The organism is Polyangium spumosum (assembly GCF_009649845.1).
In the GTDB taxonomy this organism is placed as follows: domain Bacteria; phylum Myxococcota_A; class Polyangia; order Polyangiales; family Polyangiaceae; genus Polyangium; species Polyangium spumosum.
Window position 1 is genome coordinate 1 of sequence record NZ_WJIE01000029.1, and the last position, 18,991, is coordinate 18,991.

The 18,991-nt window shown below is 69.5% G+C and carries 13 protein-coding genes; 7 read left to right on the forward strand and 6 right to left on the reverse strand.

Annotation, left to right across the window (positions count from 1 at the left end):
• Window positions 1-187: 187 nt before the first annotated feature.
• Window positions 188-1,234 (reverse strand): AraC family transcriptional regulator, encoded by a 1,047-nt coding sequence (locus GF068_RS41400; protein ID WP_153825088.1) that lies wholly within the window; start codon window positions 1,232-1,234, stop codon window positions 188-190.
• On the opposite strand from GF068_RS41400, the gene GF068_RS41405 reads away from it, so the two are divergent.
• The 5 genes from GF068_RS41405 to GF068_RS41425 all read left to right on the forward strand — a co-directional run bounded on the left by GF068_RS41405 (window position 1,222) and on the right by GF068_RS41425 (window position 9,307).
• On the forward strand, window positions 1,222-2,292 hold the full coding sequence (locus tag GF068_RS41405; protein WP_240808179.1) for an aromatic ring-hydroxylating oxygenase subunit alpha: 1,071 nt from the start codon (window positions 1,222-1,224) through the stop codon (window positions 2,290-2,292). The genes GF068_RS41400 and GF068_RS41405 overlap by 13 nt on opposite strands.
• Before the next feature lie 519 nt (window positions 2,293-2,811).
• Window positions 2,812-3,126, forward strand: coding sequence for a hypothetical protein (locus GF068_RS41410; RefSeq protein ID WP_153825089.1), 315 nt, complete (start codon window positions 2,812-2,814; stop codon window positions 3,124-3,126).
• Complete coding sequence (locus tag GF068_RS41415; RefSeq protein ID WP_153825090.1) at window positions 3,105-3,395, forward strand: hypothetical protein; 291 nt, start codon at window positions 3,105-3,107, stop codon at window positions 3,393-3,395. Before GF068_RS41410 ends, GF068_RS41415 begins: the two co-directional genes overlap by 22 nt.
• A gap of 151 nt (window positions 3,396-3,546) precedes the next feature.
• Window positions 3,547-4,317 (forward strand): hypothetical protein, encoded by a 771-nt coding sequence (locus GF068_RS41420; protein WP_153825091.1) that lies wholly within the window; start codon window positions 3,547-3,549, stop codon window positions 4,315-4,317.
• 100 nt (window positions 4,318-4,417) lie between these two features.
• A complete protein-coding gene (locus GF068_RS41425; protein ID WP_153825092.1) occupies window positions 4,418-9,307 on the forward strand; it encodes an AAA family ATPase in 4,890 nt (1,629 codons plus the stop codon).
• Between the two features lie 55 nt (window positions 9,308-9,362).
• Here GF068_RS41425 and GF068_RS41430 read toward each other — a convergent pair whose 3' ends face one another.
• From GF068_RS41430 to GF068_RS41440, 3 genes are read right to left on the reverse strand one after another with little or no spacing between them, the layout of a single operon-like run.
• On the reverse strand, window positions 9,363-10,319 hold the full coding sequence (locus GF068_RS41430; protein WP_240808181.1) for a formylglycine-generating enzyme family protein: 957 nt from the start codon (window positions 10,317-10,319) through the stop codon (window positions 9,363-9,365).
• Window positions 10,320-10,342: 23 nt separating this feature from the next.
• Window positions 10,343-10,831, reverse strand: a complete 489-nt coding sequence (locus GF068_RS41435; RefSeq protein WP_153825093.1) for a hypothetical protein — start codon at window positions 10,829-10,831, stop codon at window positions 10,343-10,345.
• A complete protein-coding gene (locus tag GF068_RS41440) occupies window positions 10,828-12,948 on the reverse strand; it encodes a hypothetical protein (protein ID WP_206079665.1) in 2,121 nt (706 codons plus the stop codon). The genes GF068_RS41435 and GF068_RS41440 overlap by 4 nt, the downstream gene beginning before the upstream one ends.
• A gap of 143 nt (window positions 12,949-13,091) precedes the next feature.
• Here GF068_RS41440 and GF068_RS41445 point away from each other — a divergent pair, with 143 nt between their 5' ends.
• The gene (locus tag GF068_RS41445; protein ID WP_170319996.1) at window positions 13,092-14,324 is read left to right on the forward strand and encodes a cytochrome P450; all 1,233 of its coding nucleotides are present in this window, start codon (window positions 13,092-13,094) and stop codon (window positions 14,322-14,324) included.
• A 146-nt stretch (window positions 14,325-14,470) separates the two neighbouring features.
• On the opposite strand, the gene GF068_RS47300 is transcribed toward GF068_RS41445, so the two are convergent.
• Window positions 14,471-14,596 carry a hypothetical protein gene (locus tag GF068_RS47300; RefSeq protein ID WP_338046778.1) on the reverse strand — a complete coding sequence of 42 codons (126 nt, stop codon included), beginning with the start codon at window positions 14,594-14,596 and terminating at the stop codon, window positions 14,471-14,473.
• Here GF068_RS47300 and GF068_RS41450 point away from each other — a divergent pair.
• Window positions 14,585-16,063, forward strand: coding sequence for a PAS domain S-box protein (locus GF068_RS41450; protein ID WP_338046779.1), 1,479 nt, complete (start codon window positions 14,585-14,587; stop codon window positions 16,061-16,063). The two genes, GF068_RS47300 and GF068_RS41450, sit on opposite strands and share 12 nt — an antisense overlap.
• A gap of 38 nt (window positions 16,064-16,101) precedes the next feature.
• Here the strand turns inward: GF068_RS41450 and GF068_RS41455 are convergent, their stop codons facing one another.
• Complete coding sequence (locus GF068_RS41455; protein ID WP_338046780.1) at window positions 16,102-18,870, reverse strand: YncE family protein; 2,769 nt, start codon at window positions 18,868-18,870, stop codon at window positions 16,102-16,104.
• Window positions 18,871-18,991: the final 121 nt, after the last annotated feature.

Below are 18,991 nucleotides of genomic sequence, written 5' to 3' on the forward strand. Positions count from 1 at the left end.
AGCCGCGCGGCTGTTTTGGCTGGCAGGGTCGTCGCCGGTCTTGACCGGGCCTGCTCGATGAACTGCGCGGAGCGCAGTTCATCGACGTTGGGTCCAGCCCCTGGCTGGTCCGGGTCCAGGGGCGGACAGCCCCTGGTGGGGCCTGGGGCAACGCCCCAGCGAATCGCTTGCCCGATGAGACCAATGCTCAGCCGCGTGACGCGTGGGCCCGCCACGCTTCGGGGGGCATGCCGGTCCAGCGCTTGAATGCGCGGTGAAACACGCTCTGCTCTGCGTACCCGAGCAGATGCGCGACCTCTGCGAGCGTGAGGCGCGCGTCGAGGTACACCATGGCGCGGCCGCGGCGCACGTCGTCGACGAGGTCTTCATAAGACGTGCTTTCGGCGCGCAGGCGCCGCTGGAGCGTCCGCGCGCTCATGCGTAACGAGGCGGCGGCGGCGGCGAGCGAGAGGTCCCTCTCGGGCAGGTGATCGGAGACGAACGTGCGCACCCGATCCGTGAGCGAGGAAGAGGGGCCGAGCCGCGCGAGGGCCGCGTCGGCGTGGCGCTGGAAATACGCGTGCATGGCCTCGTTGGCGAGGGGCATGCGCTGGTCGAAGAGGTCCGCGGGCAGGACCACCTCGTCGACCGGGGAGGCGAAGCTCACGGGCGCCTGGAAGATCACCTCGTACGCTGCGCGGTCGGGCGGCGGCTCGCCTCGAAATCGTATGGCGACGGCGGAGGCCGGCTCGGCGACGAGCCGGGGCGCGTTGACGCCGACGTCGAAGGCGAACATCTGCGCCATGAGGTGGTGCGCCGGCCTCTCGGGGCCAAACGGCTCGTAACGGAGGTGCGCGCGCCCCTCCTCGACGACGAGCGAATACCGCTCGCCGTCGTTCCAGAGGCGCTGGTATTGCATGGTGCGCCCCATGGCCGCGCCGAAGGTGGGGCTCGTGAGAATGAGGAAGCCGAGCACGTCGAACACGTCGACCTCGACGCCGGACGCGACCTTCACGCCGAAGAGCGGGTCGTCCGCCATCACCCGCGCGGCCTCCACGAGCGTGTAGATCGCGGTGAGGGGCACGCGTTCTCCCGGTGATTGGAGGTCTCTGCCGGAGAGGCCCGCCGCGTGGCAGAGGGCCGCCGTGTCGACCCCGCTCGCCCGCGCGACCTCGACGATCCGGCCTGCGAGGCGCGCGTCGTGGGTCGGCTGTCGCTTGAAGTCATCGTTTCTGTCGTCCGATGTCACTGACATTCGTCCTCGGGGGGCGCATCCTCGGCGTCGAGGTCTCGAGGAACATGCCACAACGGACACGCGGCGCGAACCATCCCCTTCCCCTGCTCGAGGGCGCGGCGCCACCGCTGCCGCGTGATTGCTGGTATCCGATCGCGTCCGCGCGTCGTGTCCGCGAGCGTCCGCTCACCGTCCGGCGGCTCGGCCGGGCCCTCGTGCTCTGGCGCGACGCGGCCGGCGCGCTCGTGGCGCATGACGCGCGATGCCCGCATCGCGGGGCGGATCTCGGCCTCGGGCGCGTGGTGTCGGGCGAGCTCGCGTGCCCGTATCACGGGTTTCGTTTCGGCGCCGACGGCGCGTGCACGGCAATGCCCTGCGAGCCCGACGGCAAGCCGAGCCGGCGGGATCTCTCGATTCGAAGGTACGAGGTCCGCGAGTTTCGTGGCCTCGTATGGCTCTGGCACGGGGACGACGCTGGAGATCGGCCGCCGCTGCCGTGGTTCGAGGAGCTGCCCGCGTCGGATCGGCATGGCTGGGACCACGAGGAGGAGTGGCCGCTCCCGCAGCTCCGGGTGATGGAGGGGATGCTCGATTTGCACCACGCGCCGTTCGCGCACAGCCGTTTTCTGGGCGGCGTCGGGACGGTGCTCGATCCGTACGAGGTGACGGTCGAGGGGGACACGGTGCGCACGTTCGGCACGCTGCGCAGGCCCGGGGACGGCGCGGGGCGAGGGTTCTCTGCGGGTATGGACGCGCGGCTGCCCGGCGTGTTGCGGATCCGCTTCGGGAAACGGATGATGGGTATCGTCGCGGCCACGCCGATCGACCACGACTCGACGTGGATCTTCGCGCGGTATTTCGTCGAGGTGCCGATCCTGGGCAAGCTCTTCGCGGCGCTCTCCTTGTGGGCCGAGTTCGGCCTGGTGCAGCCCGAGGATCAGCGCATGTTGCTGTCGACGTCGCCGCGCGAGCCCGACGTGCGCGACCACAAGCTCGTCCGCGCGGATCTAGGGATCGCGCAATGGCACAAGCTGTTCTCGCGGGCGGCGCGGGGGGAGGTGCGCGAGCGCGCCTCGTGACGGGCGACGTGCGCGGGGAGGTGGAGGGGGGCTACCGGGAGAGACGCCGGACTGCGCCGGGAGGGGTCGGCGGGGGCGGGCGACTTCGGCGAGAGCGCGCGGGGAGGGGTCGACGCGAGGTTTCGGCGACACGCGAGGGCGCGGGGAGGGGTCCCCGCGGGATTTTCTTGGCGGCGAGGTCGAGGGGAGGGGGTCGCGCCCGGAAAACGGGGCGTGGTTTTTTGGGCGGGGAGGGGTCCCCGCGGGATTTTCTTGGCGGCGAGGTCGAGGGGAGGGGGTCGCGCCCGGAAAACGGGGCGTGGTTTTTTGGGCGGGGAGGGGTCCCCGCGGAGACTTGGGGCGTGGTTTTTTGGGCGGGGAGTGGTCCCCGCGAGGACGCGCGCGCGAAATTTTCGGCGGGGAGGCCTCCCCGAGGCGCGCCGCTTCGGCTCGGCGTCCTCGCGGAGGCATCGCGGCGCGTTTGTGAAGGGGCTTTCGGCAGGGTTCGGACCTCCGGTATCGTCCGTGCGGGAGAAACGTATGCGCCGTGGGCTGCTCGCTCCGATCTTGCTGCCGCTTGCCCTCGGGATGTGCGCCTCACCTGCGCGCGCGGACGCGCCGCCGAAGAAGACGCCCTGGGTCGTCGCGGCGTGTATGCGTCCGCATGGGCCGGGGATCGTTCGGTGGACGTACGATCATGCGGGCAAGCCGGTCACCGAGGAGCCTTGGATCACGCTGATTGCGGAGAGCAGCGCGCACCATCCGATCTTCGTCTTCAATCCGCGGGTGGGGTCGAAGACCCGGTACATGATCCCGACCGAATGGAGGCGGGCGTGGTCGGGCCGTTCCGGGTGATGCGGCACTTCACGGCGAAGTACAAGCGGGCGTGGCAAGCTCATCACATCTACGAGACGGCGAAGATGGAGAAGATCGGCCTCGACGCCCTGGATGGGCCGTCGGTGATCCTCTCCAGCGAGCAGCACACGCTGATGACGAACAGGCTGCGCGAGGCTACGGGAAGGATTGACCCCACGAAGCTGAAGGAACTATGGGAGGCGTACAAGAAAGTCTACGAGCTGAACCCCCACTGGCTCAAGGCGATTGCTCACTACTTCGGGGAATGAGCGCCTCAGCAGGACCACGATGCAAACCAAAAGTAAAATCATATTCAACGCGCACGATATTCCGGGGCGAGAGCAGTCCATCCTTTCGGCGGCAGGCTGTGGCCCCGATGTGTCCGTCGTCAGCGACATCGAATTGTACGGCAAACGCTCGGTGACCGTATTTGTCACCCTCGACGTCGTGGACCCTCGCTTTGCACTGCTGCAAAAGCTCCTCCTTTCATACAAAGTCGACTGGCTGGATCAGCGCTGGGACGACTACACGGACGAGGAGTACGAGGCCGCACCCTTGATCGTCGTGCAGGCGCTGTCGGAGCACCACGTCGTCGGAGGCCCTCGCTTCCACACGGAGTACGATCTCTCGAAGGCCTGCCCGGCATGCGGCGCGGGGATGCGACAGACCGGCGCGTACACGATCGACGGCGCCGGCGCGACAGCCGTGGGGCTCGGCCAATCCCGCGTCGTGCACAGCTACAGCGAGCTCCTCGTCGACCAGCCGCTCGCGGAGACGCTCGCCCGCGCGAACCTCTCCGGGCTCTCCTTCCGGAGCGTGTACGCGTATCAGCCGGACGAGGTACCCATGGAGCTGATCTGGAAGCAGTTATGGGCGCATTCCACGCTCCCCCCGATGTCGCCACGCTCGACCGGGGTCGACTTCGACAGCGCATGCAAGACCTGCAGGCGCGGTAAAATCGAGACGACGAGCCCCATGCGTATCGCCTACCGGACCCGGGACCTGGAAGGAGCCCAGGACGTCAACCGCATGTGGGAGCACTTCGGTTACGTCCGCTGGAACGGCGACCTGAAGACGGCCGTCTTGTGGCAACCGTTCTTCGTCGTCTCCCCCAAGGTCTGGCGCATCTTCCGCGACGCAGGCGTGAGCGGCTTCCGTTGGCTGCCCATCCGCGTCGTCGACGACGAATGAAGGGCTGACAAGCCTGCCCACACGCGCGATGCTGCGCTCTCCTGAGCCGCTGTCACCCCGCATGTCATGCGAGGCGTCGGACCCACAGAGCTTCTCCCGAATGATCGACATCCTCGGATACACGGCCTTCGAGCGGATCGAAGAGACCCCCTTCGTCAGCACCTTCCGCGCGCGGCGCGTCCATGATGGTCTCCCGGTCGTCCTCCAGGTCCTCTCGGCCGAGGGCGCCCGGACAGCCGAGATCGCGCGCTTCAAGCACCAGTACGAGCGGCTCTCGCGGGTCGCCTCGCCGCGCCTCGTCGCGGTGCTCGGCGTCGAGGAGCGCCCAGGCTCCCTCGTCGTCGCGCGCGCGGATTTTCCCAGCCGCGACCTCGCGCGCGTGCTCGCCGCCCGCCCCGGCCGGAAGATGCCCGCGCACGAGGCCCTCGCCGTCGCCGCGGCGATCGCCGAAGCCCTCGCGGCGCTCCATCGGGCCGGCCTCGTCCACCGCGACCTGCGCCCGCAGAACGTCCTCGTCGGCGAGCGCGGCGCCGTCAAGGTCACGGGCTCGGGCGTCGACGCCGACGTCACGCGCGCCCACGAGCAGCTCTACGCGGAGGCCGTGCTCGAGGGCGTCCTGCCCTACGTCGCCCCCGAGCAGACCGGCCGCATGAACCGCGGCGTCGACCATCGGGCCGATCTCTACGCGCTCGGCGTGATCCTCTACCAGGCCCTCACCGGTCGCCGCCCCTTCGAGGCCGCCGATCCGATGGAGCTCATCCACGCGCACCTCGCCCTCGCGCCCGAGCCGCCGTCTCGCCTCGATCCGACGGTCCCCGAGGCCGTGTCGCGGGTCGTCCTCGAGCTGCTCGAGAAAAACGCCGAGGACCGCTACCAGAGCGCCGAGGGCCTGCTCGCCGATCTCGAGCGATGCCGGAGGGGGCTCGAGAGCGCCGGGCGCGTCGAGCCGTTCACCCCGGCCCTCCTGGATCACGAGGGCGCGTTCCGGATCCACCAGAAGCTCTACGGGCGCGAGCGTGACATCGAGGCGCTCGTCTCGGCCTTCGATCGCGCGCAGCGGGGCGCGCGCGACATCGTCCTCGTCTCCGGCTACTCGGGCATCGGCAAGTCCTCGCTCGTGCAGGAGATCCTGAAGCCACTCGCGCGCGCGAAGGGCTACTACACGAGCGGCAAGTACGATCAGTACAACCGCGACACCCCGTACAGCGCGGTGATCCAGGCCTTCGACGGCCTCGTCCGGCAGATCCTCTCCGAGAGCAGCGCGCGGATCGAGGCCTGGAGGAGGTCGATCGTCGACGCGCTCGGGCAAAACGGGCAGGTCGTCTGCGACGTCATCCCCTCGCTCTCGCACGTGCTCGGCCCGCAGCCGCCCGTGCCCGCGCTCGGGCCCGTGGAGTCGCAGAACCGCCTGAACCGCTGCTTCTTGCGGTTCGTCTCGGTCTTCGCGCGGCGCGCCCACCCGCTCGTGCTCTTCCTCGACGATCTGCAGTGGATCGACCCCGCGAGCCTCGGCCTGCTCCGCGAGCTGCTCGCCGACGAGGCGCTCGAGTCGCTCTTCTTCTGCGGCGCGTACCGCGACAACGAGGTCTCGCCCGCGCACCCGTTCATCATGGCCCTCGAGGAGCTGAAGCGCGGCGGCCTGACGGCGCGCGACATCGTCCTCGGCCCGCTCGAGCGGGAGCACCTGCTCGACATGCTCCGCGACAGCCTGCGGCGCGACGACGCGGGCCCGCTCGCCGACGCCTTGCTCGAGAAGACCGGCGGAAACCCCTTCTTCGTCCGGCGCTTCCTCCAGTCGCTCCACGACCACGGCGTGCTCACGTACGCCGCGGGCGCGGGCTTCTCGTGGGATCTGCCGCAGATCGAGGAGCTCGCGTACACGGACAACGTCGTCGACCTGATGGTGCGCACCATCGGGCGGCTGCCCGCGGCGACCCAGGAGATCCTCCGGTTCGCGGCCGCGATCGGCAATCGCTTCGACCTCGGCGTGCTCGCCACCGTGAGCGAATGCTCGAGCGAAGAGGCGTACGGACGCCTCGAGCCCGCCGTCGCCGAGGGCCTGCTGATCCCGAACCGCAGCGGCTACCGCTTCGCGCACGACAAGGTGCAGGAGGGCGCCTACGCGATGATCCCCGTCGAGGGGCGGCCCGCGTTCCACCTCCGCATCGGCCGGCTCCTCGCGGACAAGGCGAACCTCGCGGACAGCCAGAACCTCTTCGACGTCGTCAGCCACCTCAACTGCGCGATCGACCTCATCGACGATCCCTACGAGCGCCTCGTCCTCGCCCGGATGAACCTCGACGCCGCCGCGCGGGCCGAGGAGTCGGCCGCGTTCGGCGCGGCGCGCAGCTACCTGGAGTCGGGCCTCGTCTGCCTGCCGGACGACGCCTGGACCTCACACTATCGCCTGCGCCTCGCCTACGCGATGAAGACGGGCCTCATGCTCTCGCTCCTCGGGCAACACGACGACGCCCTCGTCGTGCTCGCCGACTGCCTCGAGCACGCCGAGGGCCGGCTCGATCGCACCGAGGTCTTGCGGCTCAAGATGAACGTGCAGATCCTCAAGAACGACCTGCCGGCCGCGCTCGCCGAGGGGCTCGCGGCGCTCGCGCCGTTCGGGATCGTTCTGCCGGCCTTCCCCGACGAAGCCACGCTCGACGCGCAGGTCCGCGTCACCATGGACCTCGTCCGCGAGCGCTCGCTCGAGGCGCTGCCCGACCTGCCCACGCTCACCGATCCCGAGATCCGCGCGCTGCTCGACGTCCTCCAGGAGTTCTTCGCGCCCGGCTACTTTTTGAACACCAACAACTTCGTCATCTCGTTCGCCAAGATCCTGGAGCTCACCTACCAGCACGGCCTGTCGAAGAGCGCGATCTACGCCTGCGTCAACTTCGGGAGCTTCCTCTGCACCCGCGGGGACATCGAGCTCGGCTACCAGTTCGGCCGCGCCGCGGTGGACCTCATGGACAAGCTCGCGGACAAGAAGAGCGAGGCGATGCTCCACAACATGTGGGGCGGGTTCGTGCAGCACTGGCGCGAGGGCTACCCCGCCTACCGGGAGACGCTGGTCGCCGGGATGCACGCGGGGCTCGAGACCGGGCAGTACATCTGGTCGTTCTACAACACGGTCAACATCTCCACGAACAGCTTCCTCCGCGGCCTGCCGCTCGAGGAGGTCCTCGCCGAGGCGAAGAGCTTCGCCCCGATCCGGAAGCTCGACCGCTTCAACGCCATCACGTGGATGACCGGCGCGGTCGGGCAGATCGCGCAGAACCTCTCGACCGAGACCGAGCGGCCGGCGGAGCTCGTGGGGTCGTTCGTCGACATCAACGAGGTCATCGACGCGGCGCGCGGCATCGACAACCAGGCGTCCCTCTACTTCGCCAACCTCTACATCCTGCTGCTGCGCGTCTTCCAGGGCGCCTTCGAGGACGCGGCGCGCGTCGCGCTCCGGTCGAACCCCGAGATCGTGGGCGTCGCGAGCTGGCACGGGACGCCCGCCTTCCACTTCTACGGCGGGATCGCGCTCGCGAGGGCCTCGAGCCAGGTCGCGCCCGACGAGCGCCCGCTCTTGCTTGCACGCGCGGAGACCTACGCCGAGAAGGTCACGCGCTGGGCCGAGCTCTGCCCCGAGAGCTTCGCGCACCGGAGCGTCCTCCTGCGCGCCGAGCTCTCCCGCGCGCTCGGCAACGGCCGCGCCTCGGGCGACCTCTACGACCAGGCGATCGCGCTCGCGCAGCGCGGCCGCTTCGTGCAGGACGAGGCCCTCGCCAACGAGCTCTGCGCGCTGCACTGGCTCGACCTCGGCAAGACGACCATCGCGCGCGGCTACGTCGGCGAGGCCCACGAGCTCTACCTGCGCTGGGGCGCGACGGAGGCCGCGCGGCGCCTCTCGCGCGCGCACCCCGATCTCGTCCCGCGCGAGCCCCGCGGGGCCGCGCCGCTGCCCGGCGCCGCCGCGCCCGCGGCCGACGCGCTCGACATCGGCTCGGTGCTCAAGGCGTCGCAGGCGATCTCGGGCGAGATCGTCCTCGGCCGCCTGCTCGAGGCGCTCATGCGTGTGGTGCTGGAGAACGCCGGCGCGCGTCGGGGCGTCCTGCTGCTCGTGCGGGACGACAAACTCGTGGTCGAGGCCGAGCACATCTTCGGGCAACCCACGCCGGCGCGGGCCGTGACGCCGCTCGAGAGACGCGAGGATCTGCCGGTCAGCGTGGTCTCCTACGTGGCGCGCACGCGCGAGCGGGTGCTGCTCGACGAGGGCGCCGCCGAGGGCCCGTTCGGCCGCGATCCGTACCTGGCCCGCGCGGCGCCGCGCTCGGCGCTCGCCGCGCCCATCTTCGGCAAGGGCCGGCTCGCGGGCGTGGTGTACCTGGAGAACGACCTCGCGCGGGGCGCCTTCACCCCGGCGCGGGTCGAGGTCGTGGGGCTCATCTGCACGCAGGCGGCGATCGCCATCGAGAACGCGCACCTCTACGCCGACCTCGAGCGCAAGGTCGAGGAGCGCACGGCCGCGCTGCGCCACGCGAACGAGGAGATCCTCGCGCTCAGCCTCGCCGATCAGGCGCGGAGGGAGCGCGAGGTGCTCGATCAGCAGGCCCTCATCCACCGGCAGGAGGAGGTCATCCAGGAGCTCTCCACGCCGATCATCGAGGTCTGGGACCGCGTGATCGCGGTCCCGCTCACGGGCACGCTCGACGATCGTCGGGGCGAGGACATCATGGCGCGGCTGCTCCACCGGCTCGGCGGCTCGGCGTACCGCTGCGTGATCCTGGATCTGACCGGGGTCGAGGTCGTCGACACGGGCATGGCCGAGCGGATCGTGCGCATCGTGCAGGCGACGCGCCTGCTCGGCGCGAGCGTGATCATCAGCGGGATCCGGGCGGCCGTCGCGCAGACCATGATCCAGCTCGGCGCGGGCCTCGAGGGGTTGACGACGCGCTCGACGTTGCGGGAGGCGCTGCGCGGCTACATGCAGCAGCAGGGGAGATAGAACCGGGCGAGATCAGCCGGCCGGCCGAGCGTACCGGGCGCGCGGCCGACCCGGCTCAGGGCGGCGGCGCGGGGATCGCGCAGCGGACGCCGAGGAAGCCGCAGCGGTACGTCGTCTTGAAGGCGAACGTGAACCCTGCCTTGACCTCGTTTCCGCTGTCCTTCCAGCTCCCGCCGCGCCCGAAGCGGGCCGAGCTCACGACGTCGTTGCCCGTCGTGGTCCACTGGAAGACGTTGCCCGCGAGGTCGAGCACGCCTTGCGGGTTCGCCCCGGCCTTGAAGCTCCCGATCGGGCAGGGGCCGTCGCGCTTGGTGAGGCCCGACCAGCAGAGCTGATCGGTGGGCGGCTGGTTCCCCCACGGATACGTCCACGCCTCGGGGCCGCCGCGCGCCGCCCACTCCCATTCTTCGCCGCTGGGGAGGCGCTTGCCCTGCGCTTTGCAGTAATCGACCGCCTGCGGGAAATCGATGCACACGATCGGCAGGTCGCCCTTGCCCTCGACGCCGTATGTCGAGCCTTCGCAGACCTTGAGCAGGTTGTCGTTGCACTTCTTCGACTGCACGCACGCCGCGTACTGGTCCGTCGTGGCCAGGTTCACGTCGAGGCAATAATCCTTCACGGTCACCTGCGCCTTGATCGCGGCGAGCTTGAAGGAGCCGCCCTTGATGCGGACCATGCCGGCCGGGCATCCGCCGGTGTCCGGCTCGCTCGGCGGCGCCGGCGTCACCTCCGGCGCCGCGCTCGCGACCGGGGCCGCCGTGGCCTCCGGAGCGGCGGGGGTCGCGATTGCGCTCGGCGCGGGGGCTTCCACCTTTGCCTCCGTCGCGGCCGGCGGCGCGGGTTTTGGGGCCTCCGCCGCCGAGGTCGGGGGCCCCGCCGGGGGCGGCTCGGCCGTCCCGCCGCACGCGCTCACGGAGGCGAGCAAACACGCGGCCCTCCACGCGAACCGAGCCCCCGCCGCCGCGCCCGCGCCCTCTCCACGCATCCCGTTCGTCCATCGTCTCGCCGACATCGTTTCGCCTCCGACGCTCCTGCTCACATCGCCGTCACGGTGGGTGCCGCGCGATCTTCCAGCCAGTGCTCTTGAATGACCAGCGAAGGGATGGCCTTGAAGAGGCCCGCCTTGTCGAGGCCGCCGGTCCAGATCTGTATCACGCGCCGATCACCCTTCCGCATGGGGAACTGCACCTCGCCGCCGCGCCGCTCGTCCTTGTCGATCCAGAAGGACACCTCCGCCGCGTCCCCGCCGAGAACGACCATCGCGTGTGGCTTCGTCCCGAGGCATCGAATCTTGAGCCATTCGCGCACCCGGTACGCCGCGCAGGGCGCCGCGGCGGGGCCGGCGCGGGTCAGCCGGACCTTGGTCGCCTTCGACCACTCGTCGAAGCTCGGCGATTTCGTCTTTTCGTTGCCCGGCGGATCCACGTCGAGCGTCACGGCGTCCGCAGGCGCCTGGGCCGTGACCGGCGACGACACGAAGAGCGCCGCGGCGAGCGCGAAGAGGGGGAGCGGGAGGACCCTCATAACGTGCGCAAGAACGCGGCGAGCGCGTCTCGCTCCTCCCTCGAGAGCTGGTTCGTCTTGCCCATACGATCGTTGTTCTTCGTGACGACGTCCTCGAGCGTCGCCGCGCTCCCGTCGTGCAGGTACGGCCCACGTCCCTCGAGGTAGAGGAGCGACGGGACGCGGAGTTCGCCGGTCCTGGGCTCGTCGAATTCCGGGTTCCGCGCGAGCTTCGGCAGCGGATAGACCTGCCGATCCGTGTACTCCGTCTCCGGGACGTGGCAACGAGCGCATTGCACGGCGTCCTTCATGAACACCTCCTTGCCGCGCTGCTCGACCGGCGTGAGCGCGCGCTGCTCTCGCGGCGGCGGCCGGAGGCCGGTGCGCACGAAGACGGCGAGGCGCGAGGCCCTGGCGTCGAGGTTTTGCGGCTCGTGTTTCGGGATCCCTCCCCAGCGGTGCAGGCCGAAGCCCCCACGCAGCCGCGCCGGCAGATCGGGGCTCTCGCCGACCCAGCCATAAGGTCCGGGCGAAGCGACGCGCCCCGCGAGCATGGGCGTCCTTCGTGGCACGCCTTTGACGCGATCGACCTCGGGCACGTTTTCGGCCGTGCCGACGAAATTCAGGTTCGTCCCGTCCTCGGTGTTGAACTTGGCCTCGTGCCACACGTGCCCGTCGTCGCGCCCCTCCGGGTGACAGCCGGCGCAGCCGAGGCCGCCGCTCATGATACGATCGGTGGCATTGTAGAAGAGGCGCCTCCCGATGGCCGCCTCGCCGCCGAGCGGATCCTCCGCGATACGGACGAGCATCGGCGCGCTCGTCTTTTCGTGGGTCAACGCGCCCCGCGACGCGTGCCGCGCGAGCGGGACGGCCGCGAGATCGTACGTCGCGCGGCAAAAGACGTATGCCGTCGCCTCGTCCTCCGAGAGCACGACCCCCGCCGGGGCCCCGCCGCGGTTCGATATCCCCAGCGCGGGATCCCGCTCCGCGCCCACCTCGTAGGTGGCGACGACCGAGAGCGTCGGATCGGCCGCGAGCGCGTCGACCTCCACGAGCCGATCGTCCCCTTCGCCCGCGACGAGCAGCGTATCGGCGCTGCGCCGGTAGACGACGGCGCGCGGCTGCGTGAAGGGAGCGAGGCTCGCGCCGGGGATTTGCAGCTCGGGCGCCGGGCCCTCGCCTTCGGCCCGGACCAGCGTGGTGTGCCCGCGATGGAGGGGCGCGAGGGCCTTGTCTTCGCCCGTGACGAGCACGTCGACCGTGGACACGCCGAACCAGGCAATCTCGCCCAGCGCGCCGAGCGCATGTCTCGGCGCGAAGAGCAAGCGGTCGTCGGGGGAAAACGTGATCGAATACCCGAGCGACGCGTTCAGCGACTTGCCCACCGGCGTACGCAAAGGCGAAGCCGTCAGATCCACGCGCCGCGGCGACGGAGCGCTCCCCGCGAGCTCGTCGATGCGGGTCAATGCGGCGCCCGTGAGATGCGAGATGTAGGCCGAACGGCCGTCCTGGCGGATCGCGATGCCCCGCGGCTCCCGCGCGACGTCGACGGTCCAGCGGACGGCGTGGCTGCGCAGATCGACCGCGCTGACCTTGTGTGTCCAGGCGCTCGTGACGATCGCGATCGATTGGTCCGCGGTGACCGCGAGGCCCCAGGCGTCGGCCGGGAGCTCGACACGTTTCGCCTCGACGAGCGGCTGCCCGGGCTCGGCGCGGAAGTCGAGGAGCAGCCCCGGATCCCGGACGGTGACGAGGACCCGCCCCGGGAGGGTCACGACCTGCGCGGGGGGCCCGGGCATCTCCACGGCCGTGCCACTTCCGTCGGTCGACAGAGGCAACGGCACGCGCCGGAGCAGGTTGTGATCCTCGTCGGCGATGTAAAGCGCCTCCTCCCCGACGCCACGCGCGAGGACCGCGCCTTGCCGCGGGCCGATGGACGCGACGTTCGTGGTGGGTGTTCCCGTCGCGGGAGGAGCGGCCGCCGCGGAGGCCGAAGGCGCGGGCGCTGCGGCGTCGGCGGGGGCTTGTTCCGAGCCGGTGCAGGTGCAGCCGCCGGCGAGGCCGAGCGAGACGCCGAGGGTTATGCTGACGAGGCGGAGCCGGGAGGCGAGAGGGAAAGCACGGAGCGGCTTGGGCACGGAGGTGAGCAGGAGCTTACGCCTGCAGGGGGGGCGAGCTCCATGATTTTTTTCGAGCCCAGAGCGGCAGCGGAGGTGCGGCGGAAGCGAAAGCGAAATCCAATCGTGTATTGCGTCCACCCGACATGATAGTCATGTATTCCATGACGACGACGGCACCTCGAGACCTGCGCTTCGACCCGATGGATCCCTCCTACGTGAAGGATCCTTACCCCCTCTTTGCCCGCTTCCGGAAGGAGGCCCCCGTCCTGCACTGGGAGCTGGGTGGTGGCCCCATCTTTTTCCGCTATCGTGACGTCCTCGCGATCATGCGGGATCCCAGGCTCGGCAACGATCCCACCCTGGGCGCCGGACTTCATGCCGACATGAAGGCCGCCTACCCCGATTTCGCGGCCCAGGTCGAGCACAGCCTGTTCTACGCCGAAGGGGCGTGGCACGCGCGGATCCGCAAGCTCGTCAACCCCGCCTTCGGCCCCCGCGCGATCGAGGCGCACCGCCCGAAGGTGAAGGCCATCATCGACGCGCTCCTCGACGAGCTCCCGCGCGAGGGCGAGATCAACGTCTCCGCGGACTTCAACCGGAAGTTCCCCGTGCAGGTGATCTCGAGCATCCTGAACATCCCTCCGCACCATCAAGGCGATTTCATCGCCTATTCGGACGCCCTGATCGCCACGGCCCTCCCGGGGCTCCCGCCCGAGCTGTTCGCGTCGTACATGCCTGCCTTCTCGCGGGGCTGCGCGATCGTGCGCGAATGCATCGCCGCGCGCAGGGCGGAGCCCATCGAGGACGATCTCCTGAGCCAGCTCGTCGCTGCCTGCGACGAGGGGGATCGGCTCAGCGACGCCGAGCTCGTCGCCCTCGTCGGCGCCCTCCTCGCCGGCGGCACGGACACCACGGTCCACGGCACGAACAATACGATGCTCTCGCTCCTCCGGAACCCGGCGCAGTACGCGCTCCTGCGCGAAAACCCCGGCCTCGCCCGGAGCGCATTCGAGGAGGCCCTGCGACTCGAAGGCATCCAGCGTGTTCCGCTCGTCCGCTACGCAAAGGAGCCTCTCTCGTTGGAGGGCATCCACATCGAGCGCGGCAAGCCGGTCTTCTTCGCGCTTTTGTCCGCGCTCCGCGACCCGGAGTACCTCGCGGACGCCGACGTGTACGACATCCGCCGCCAGGTCCCGGGCACGACCCTCTGGTTCGGTCATGGCGCGCATTTTTGCCTCGGCGCATCCCTCGCCCGCATGGAGGCCGAGATCGCGCTGCAGGCCTTCTTCGAGCGGTATCCCAAGGTCGAGCTCGCCGGCGAGCCGGTCTACGGCTCCCAGCCCATCCTGCGCAACATCGACAACCTGCCGCTGCGCGTCAGCGCCTCCGCCTGAGCAGCGGGCGCGGCCGATCCTGGCTGGCCGGCCATATCCCTGATAGTATGCCCAGGACGTCCGTTTCCCACGGGGGGCAACCGTGAAGGTGGAAGGTGTCGGCTGTGAGTGATGATCCCAGCGTTGCTGAGAAAATAAATGATGGATCACACGAAGAGCTGCGCCGAAGGGTCGCGGAGCTCGAGCGTCGTGAGGTCGAGGCGCTCGCGAGGATTTCGCTCTACGAGCAGGTGCTCGACGCGCTCCCGGATCTCGTCGAGGTGAAGGACCACGAACAGCGAATCGTCCACGTCAACCGGGCCTATCGAGAGCACCACGGGGCGCGGCTCGAAGAGCTCGTGGGCAAGACCGAGGCGGCCCTCGGGAGGCCCGACGCCCCGCTCCACGCAGAGCGAGATGCGCAGGTCCTGTCGGGCATCTTCGTCGACATCCCTTCGACGCCCGTCCCTCGCCGCGACGGCCGGGCGATGCCCTTTCACGTCGTCTGCGCGCCCCTCCGCGACGAGCAGAATCGAATCACGGGCATCGTCCAGAGCGCGCGCCCGATCCGCGGCGACGAAATGCAGGGCTCGGACCAGCAAACCGAGCGCGGCGAAGCCCACAACAGGGCGCTGCTCCGCGTCATCCCCGACATGTATTTCCTGCTCGACCGGGAGGGCACGTACGTCGATTTCTCCGCGGGGCGGGGCATGGATACCGCGCTGCCCCCCGCGCTCTTCCTGGGCAAACGCGTGAAGGACGTGACGCCCGATCTCGCGCAGTGGGCGATGGCCTGCGTGGACGAGGCGCTCCGCACGGGTGACCTCGTGCGGCACGAGTTCCGGCTCTTCGCGCAGGGGAAGTGGATCGATTACGAGGCGCGGGCGTTCGCGACGGGCCCCGAGCACACGCTCTTCATCGTGCGCGACATCTCGGCCGCGAAGTTGACCGAGCGGCAGCTCCGCGAAGCCGAGGCGCGCGACCGGGCCTTCGAAGAGCAATCGATGTTCGGCGTCTTCATGCTCCAGGGCAGCCGGCTCGTGTACGTCAACCCCAAGCTCGCCGAAATGCTGGGCCAGGAGCGGCGGGCGCTGCTCGGCGACGACGGGCTCACGTCGCTCGTCATGAAGGACGAGCGGGCCGATCTCGGCGCATTTCTGCGTTCCATCGAGCGGGCTGCCGAGGGATCCGAGGAGGCGCGGGGGCAGCTCGCCCTCCGGGCATGTCGCAAGGACGGCGCGCCCCTCTTCCTCGAGACCTTCGGCGCGCGCGTGACGTTCGGCGACGCCCCCGCGGTGATCGGCGTCGTGCTCGACGTCACCGCGCGACGTGAGGCCGAGGAGCAGCAGCGCCGCCTGCAGGACGAGCTCATTCGCATGCAGGAGATGATGGTCGTCGAGATGTCGACGCCGCTCATCCCGATCACCGACCAGATCGTGGTCATGCCGCTCATCGGCTCGCTCGACGACCGGCGCGCCGAGCAGGTGATGGGCCGCCTCCTCTCCGGCGTCTCCGGCTGTGGGGCGCGCGTCGTGATCATGGATATCACCGGCCTCTCCTCCGTCACCACGCAAACCGCGAGCGCGCTCGTCCGCTGCGCGCAGGCCGCGCGGCTCCTCGGAGCGACGGTGCTCCTCACGGGGATGCGCGCCGATGTGGCGCAGACGCTCGTGGAAATGGACGTTGATCTATCGGGGGTCGTGACGCTCGGGACGCTTAAGGCGGGGATCGCGCACGCCATGAGGCGAACCGGAGGATGAAGGCGGCGAAGAGGTGAGGCCTCTCCGCCGCCGGCGCGTCACGGATGGTTATCGGGATCGGCGGGGTTCTTGCCGGCGTCCATTTCGTCGCCGTCGAGGTATCCGTCGAGATCCCGATCGATCGCCATCCGCGCACCCGATCCGGGCGGCGCGCACGTATACGTGACGGGGGTCAGCGGGTTCCACGCGAGCGCTCGGAGATGGGCGTCGGAGATGGGCGGGAATGCCTGTCGATTCCCGAGGAACTGGCCGCCGCCGACGTGGAGGAAGCCGAGCTCGGCCTTGAAGAACCGCGTCTTCGCCACGAGGTCGCATTCGTTCGCGGCCGCGCGCGAGAGCAGCAGATCGATCCGAGGCCCGGCGAGAGGCGCATTGTGGCTGTGGAGCGTCACCTGCTGGCCGACGATGGGGGCGAGGTTCGAATCAAACGCGAACATGAACGCCTCCACCTGCCGCTTCAGGAGGTCGCCCTCGGGGCCGAACGGAAACCCGGTGGGGTTCCCGGGGGTCTCTGCGAAAGCGACGAGGCTGAAGAAGCGGAACATCGTATCGAATGCTCCATCGTGGGTGAAGCCGAAGCCGCGCACCTGATCGCCCTGGGGGCCCTCGAGGCCGGGGACGAGGATCGGGGTGGGCGGCAGGCCGAACATGCCCACCCTTTGATACATGTTGCGGAGGTGCGGGATCTTGAGGAGCTGCGAGATGAACGAGAACGACGATCGACCATCGGTCCCGAAGAAGCCGGGTTTCGCCGCGCTGGGGTTCGCCTCCGGATCGAGGCGGTGGCAGCTCTCGCAGTTGAGGTTGTGGAAGAGGAGCGAGGGCGGACCAAAAAAGAAGTCTCGCCCGGCCTGCTGATCCGGCGTGAGCGAATTGTCCAGGTTGCGGATCGGGTTGGGCGGGTAGGTGACCTGCAAGATGAAATCTGCGAAGGCCTGCATGTCCGCCGGGGCGATCTCCGCGTGGCGCCCGAGCAGGCCCTCGAAGGCGGCGTTGAACTTCAAGAATGCGGCATTCTCGTCGAAGGCCCCGCTGTCCGGCTGCGCCGTGGGCGCGTCATTGCCGCCCGTGCGATCACCGCGCCAGTGCATCGCGCCGTGGTTCGCCATCCCGCGCAGGCTCTGCGTCAAAAGCGGCCCCTTCATGGGGTGGAAATCGAGCGTGAACGTGGGATCGAGGAACGGGTTCGCCGGGTCGAACGGGTCGGCGCCGGCGATCGGCTGCGGGTTGTTGAGCACCGTCCCGTCCGGGTCCCCGAGGTCCCACGCGAGGCTATCGACGTCGCCGTAGACGTGGCAGGTCGCGCAGGACGAGTCGCCGTGGCTCGAGCTCATCTGCGCGTCGTACAGGAAGCGGCGACCTCGCACGACGCTCTCGGGCTCGGGGCTCCACATGGCGACGTGGTGCTTCTCTTTGCGCGATTTCACGTCGACGACCGAGATCGCGTTGTCGAATCGGGTGAGCACGTAGAGCTGCTTTCGTGCCTCGTCGAGCACGATCCCCGTGGGCCCGCCCCCGCTCACCTGGATTTGATTTTGCGTGCTCGGGACGAAGGTGTCCGTCTCCAGCGCGGCCGTGTCGTAGATGCCGATCTTGCTCGATCCGAGCGCCGCCACGTAGAGCTTCTTTCCGTCCTTCGAGACGGCCATTTCTTGCGGCAGCGCGAGGCTCCTCGTGTTCTCTGCATTGGGGATCGGCGCGCAGCAAGTCGCGTAATCGATGTGCTTGTTCAGGTGCCGCGGCAGCACGGCGCCGGTCGCGGGGTCGAGCACCGTGATCCGGCTCTCGTGCAGGTGGCCGCGCACGGTATGCCCCGCGAAATCGCCGGGGCCCTCGAACCGCTCGTGGTTTTGCGCCTCGGTGTTCGAGACGTAGACGCGCCCGGTGACCGGGTTGACCGCCATGTTGTAGAGGATGGTGCCCACGGACGTGAAAAACCCGTCGCCGCCGGGGAGCTCTGCCGGCGGATCGGACATCGCGTCGATGACGAAGACGTCCTTGTCGGGCAACGAGAAATAGACGGAGTCGTCCCACCATCGGCCGAGCTCGTCGACCCAGTGGGCGCCGTCGTGCTTGACGATGAGGCCGACCTCCGGGGCCCCGATGCCCTGGAAATTGGTGTGGGGCCCGGGCGAGCCGCCGTTGGCCTCGCCGCCGTCGGGGACAATGGCGTCGAAGACGGTGGTCGTGCGGTTGCCCGAGTGGAATGCGGCGGCATACACGCGGCTCTTGTCCGGGCTCACCGCGAGCGCGCGCGGGGTGTCGCTGAAGACGGTGAGGATGCTCAGGGGGTCGCCGCCGAGCCCTGCGCCGGGATCCTCGGCGTCGAAGACCCATACGTCGGCGCGACCCACGCCCGGGGTGGTCAGCTCCGGGTCGAGCGGGCTGTTCTGGCCTCGGTGCGCCGTCGTCACGAATGCGCGGCGGCTCCCCGCGCCTGCGAAGACGATGTCCCGGGGCTCGTCGCCCACGAGCAACGTCCGAATGACCCTGCCGCCGCCTCCCCCGGGGTCGATACGGACCACGCTCACGCTGTCGGACAGGTGATTGACCACCCAGACCTCGCGGTCGTCGCGGGCCGCCACCGCGACCGGCTCGAGCCCGACCGGCACCGAGGCGAGGGGGATCAATCGGTGCTTCGCGACGCGGAACACCTCGAGCCGGTTGTCCGGGGTATTTGCGGCGAAGAGGAGCTTTCCGTTTGGCGAGAGCGCGAGCGGGCGGACCTGCCCGCTCTCGAACAGCGTATACGAGGGAGCGGCTCGAGCCGCGTTTACGGCAAGGGAAAGCGCGAGCGCGGACGACACGACGCCGCATAGATGTCGAAAATTCGACGCCACGGAGCACCTCACGTGTCTCCCAAGACCACGAAATGCGTGGACTCGAGGAACGGTGACAGTTGGTGGGATCCCCCCTGTGGATGAGAAT

What these genes read in the sequence shown, in the direction of transcription:
- GF068_RS41405 (WP_240808179.1), top strand. Translation starts at nt 1,222, where the DNA reads ATGTCACTGACATTCGTCCTCGGGGGGCGCATCCTCGGCGTCGAGGTC.
- GF068_RS41400 (WP_153825088.1), bottom strand. Translation starts at nt 1,234, where the DNA reads ATGTCAGTGACATCGGACGACAGAAACGATGACTTCAAGCGACAGCCG.
- GF068_RS41410 (WP_153825089.1), top strand. Translation starts at nt 2,812, where the DNA reads ATGCGCCGTGGGCTGCTCGCTCCGATCTTGCTGCCGCTTGCCCTCGGG.
- GF068_RS41425 (WP_153825092.1), top strand. Translation starts at nt 4,418, where the DNA reads ATGATCGACATCCTCGGATACACGGCCTTCGAGCGGATCGAAGAGACC.
- GF068_RS41430 (WP_240808181.1), bottom strand. Translation starts at nt 10,319, where the DNA reads ATGTCGGCGAGACGATGGACGAACGGGATGCGTGGAGAGGGCGCGGGC.
- GF068_RS41435 (WP_153825093.1), bottom strand. Translation starts at nt 10,831, where the DNA reads ATGAGGGTCCTCCCGCTCCCCCTCTTCGCGCTCGCCGCGGCGCTCTTC.
- GF068_RS41445 (WP_170319996.1), top strand. Translation starts at nt 13,092, where the DNA reads ATGACGACGACGGCACCTCGAGACCTGCGCTTCGACCCGATGGATCCC.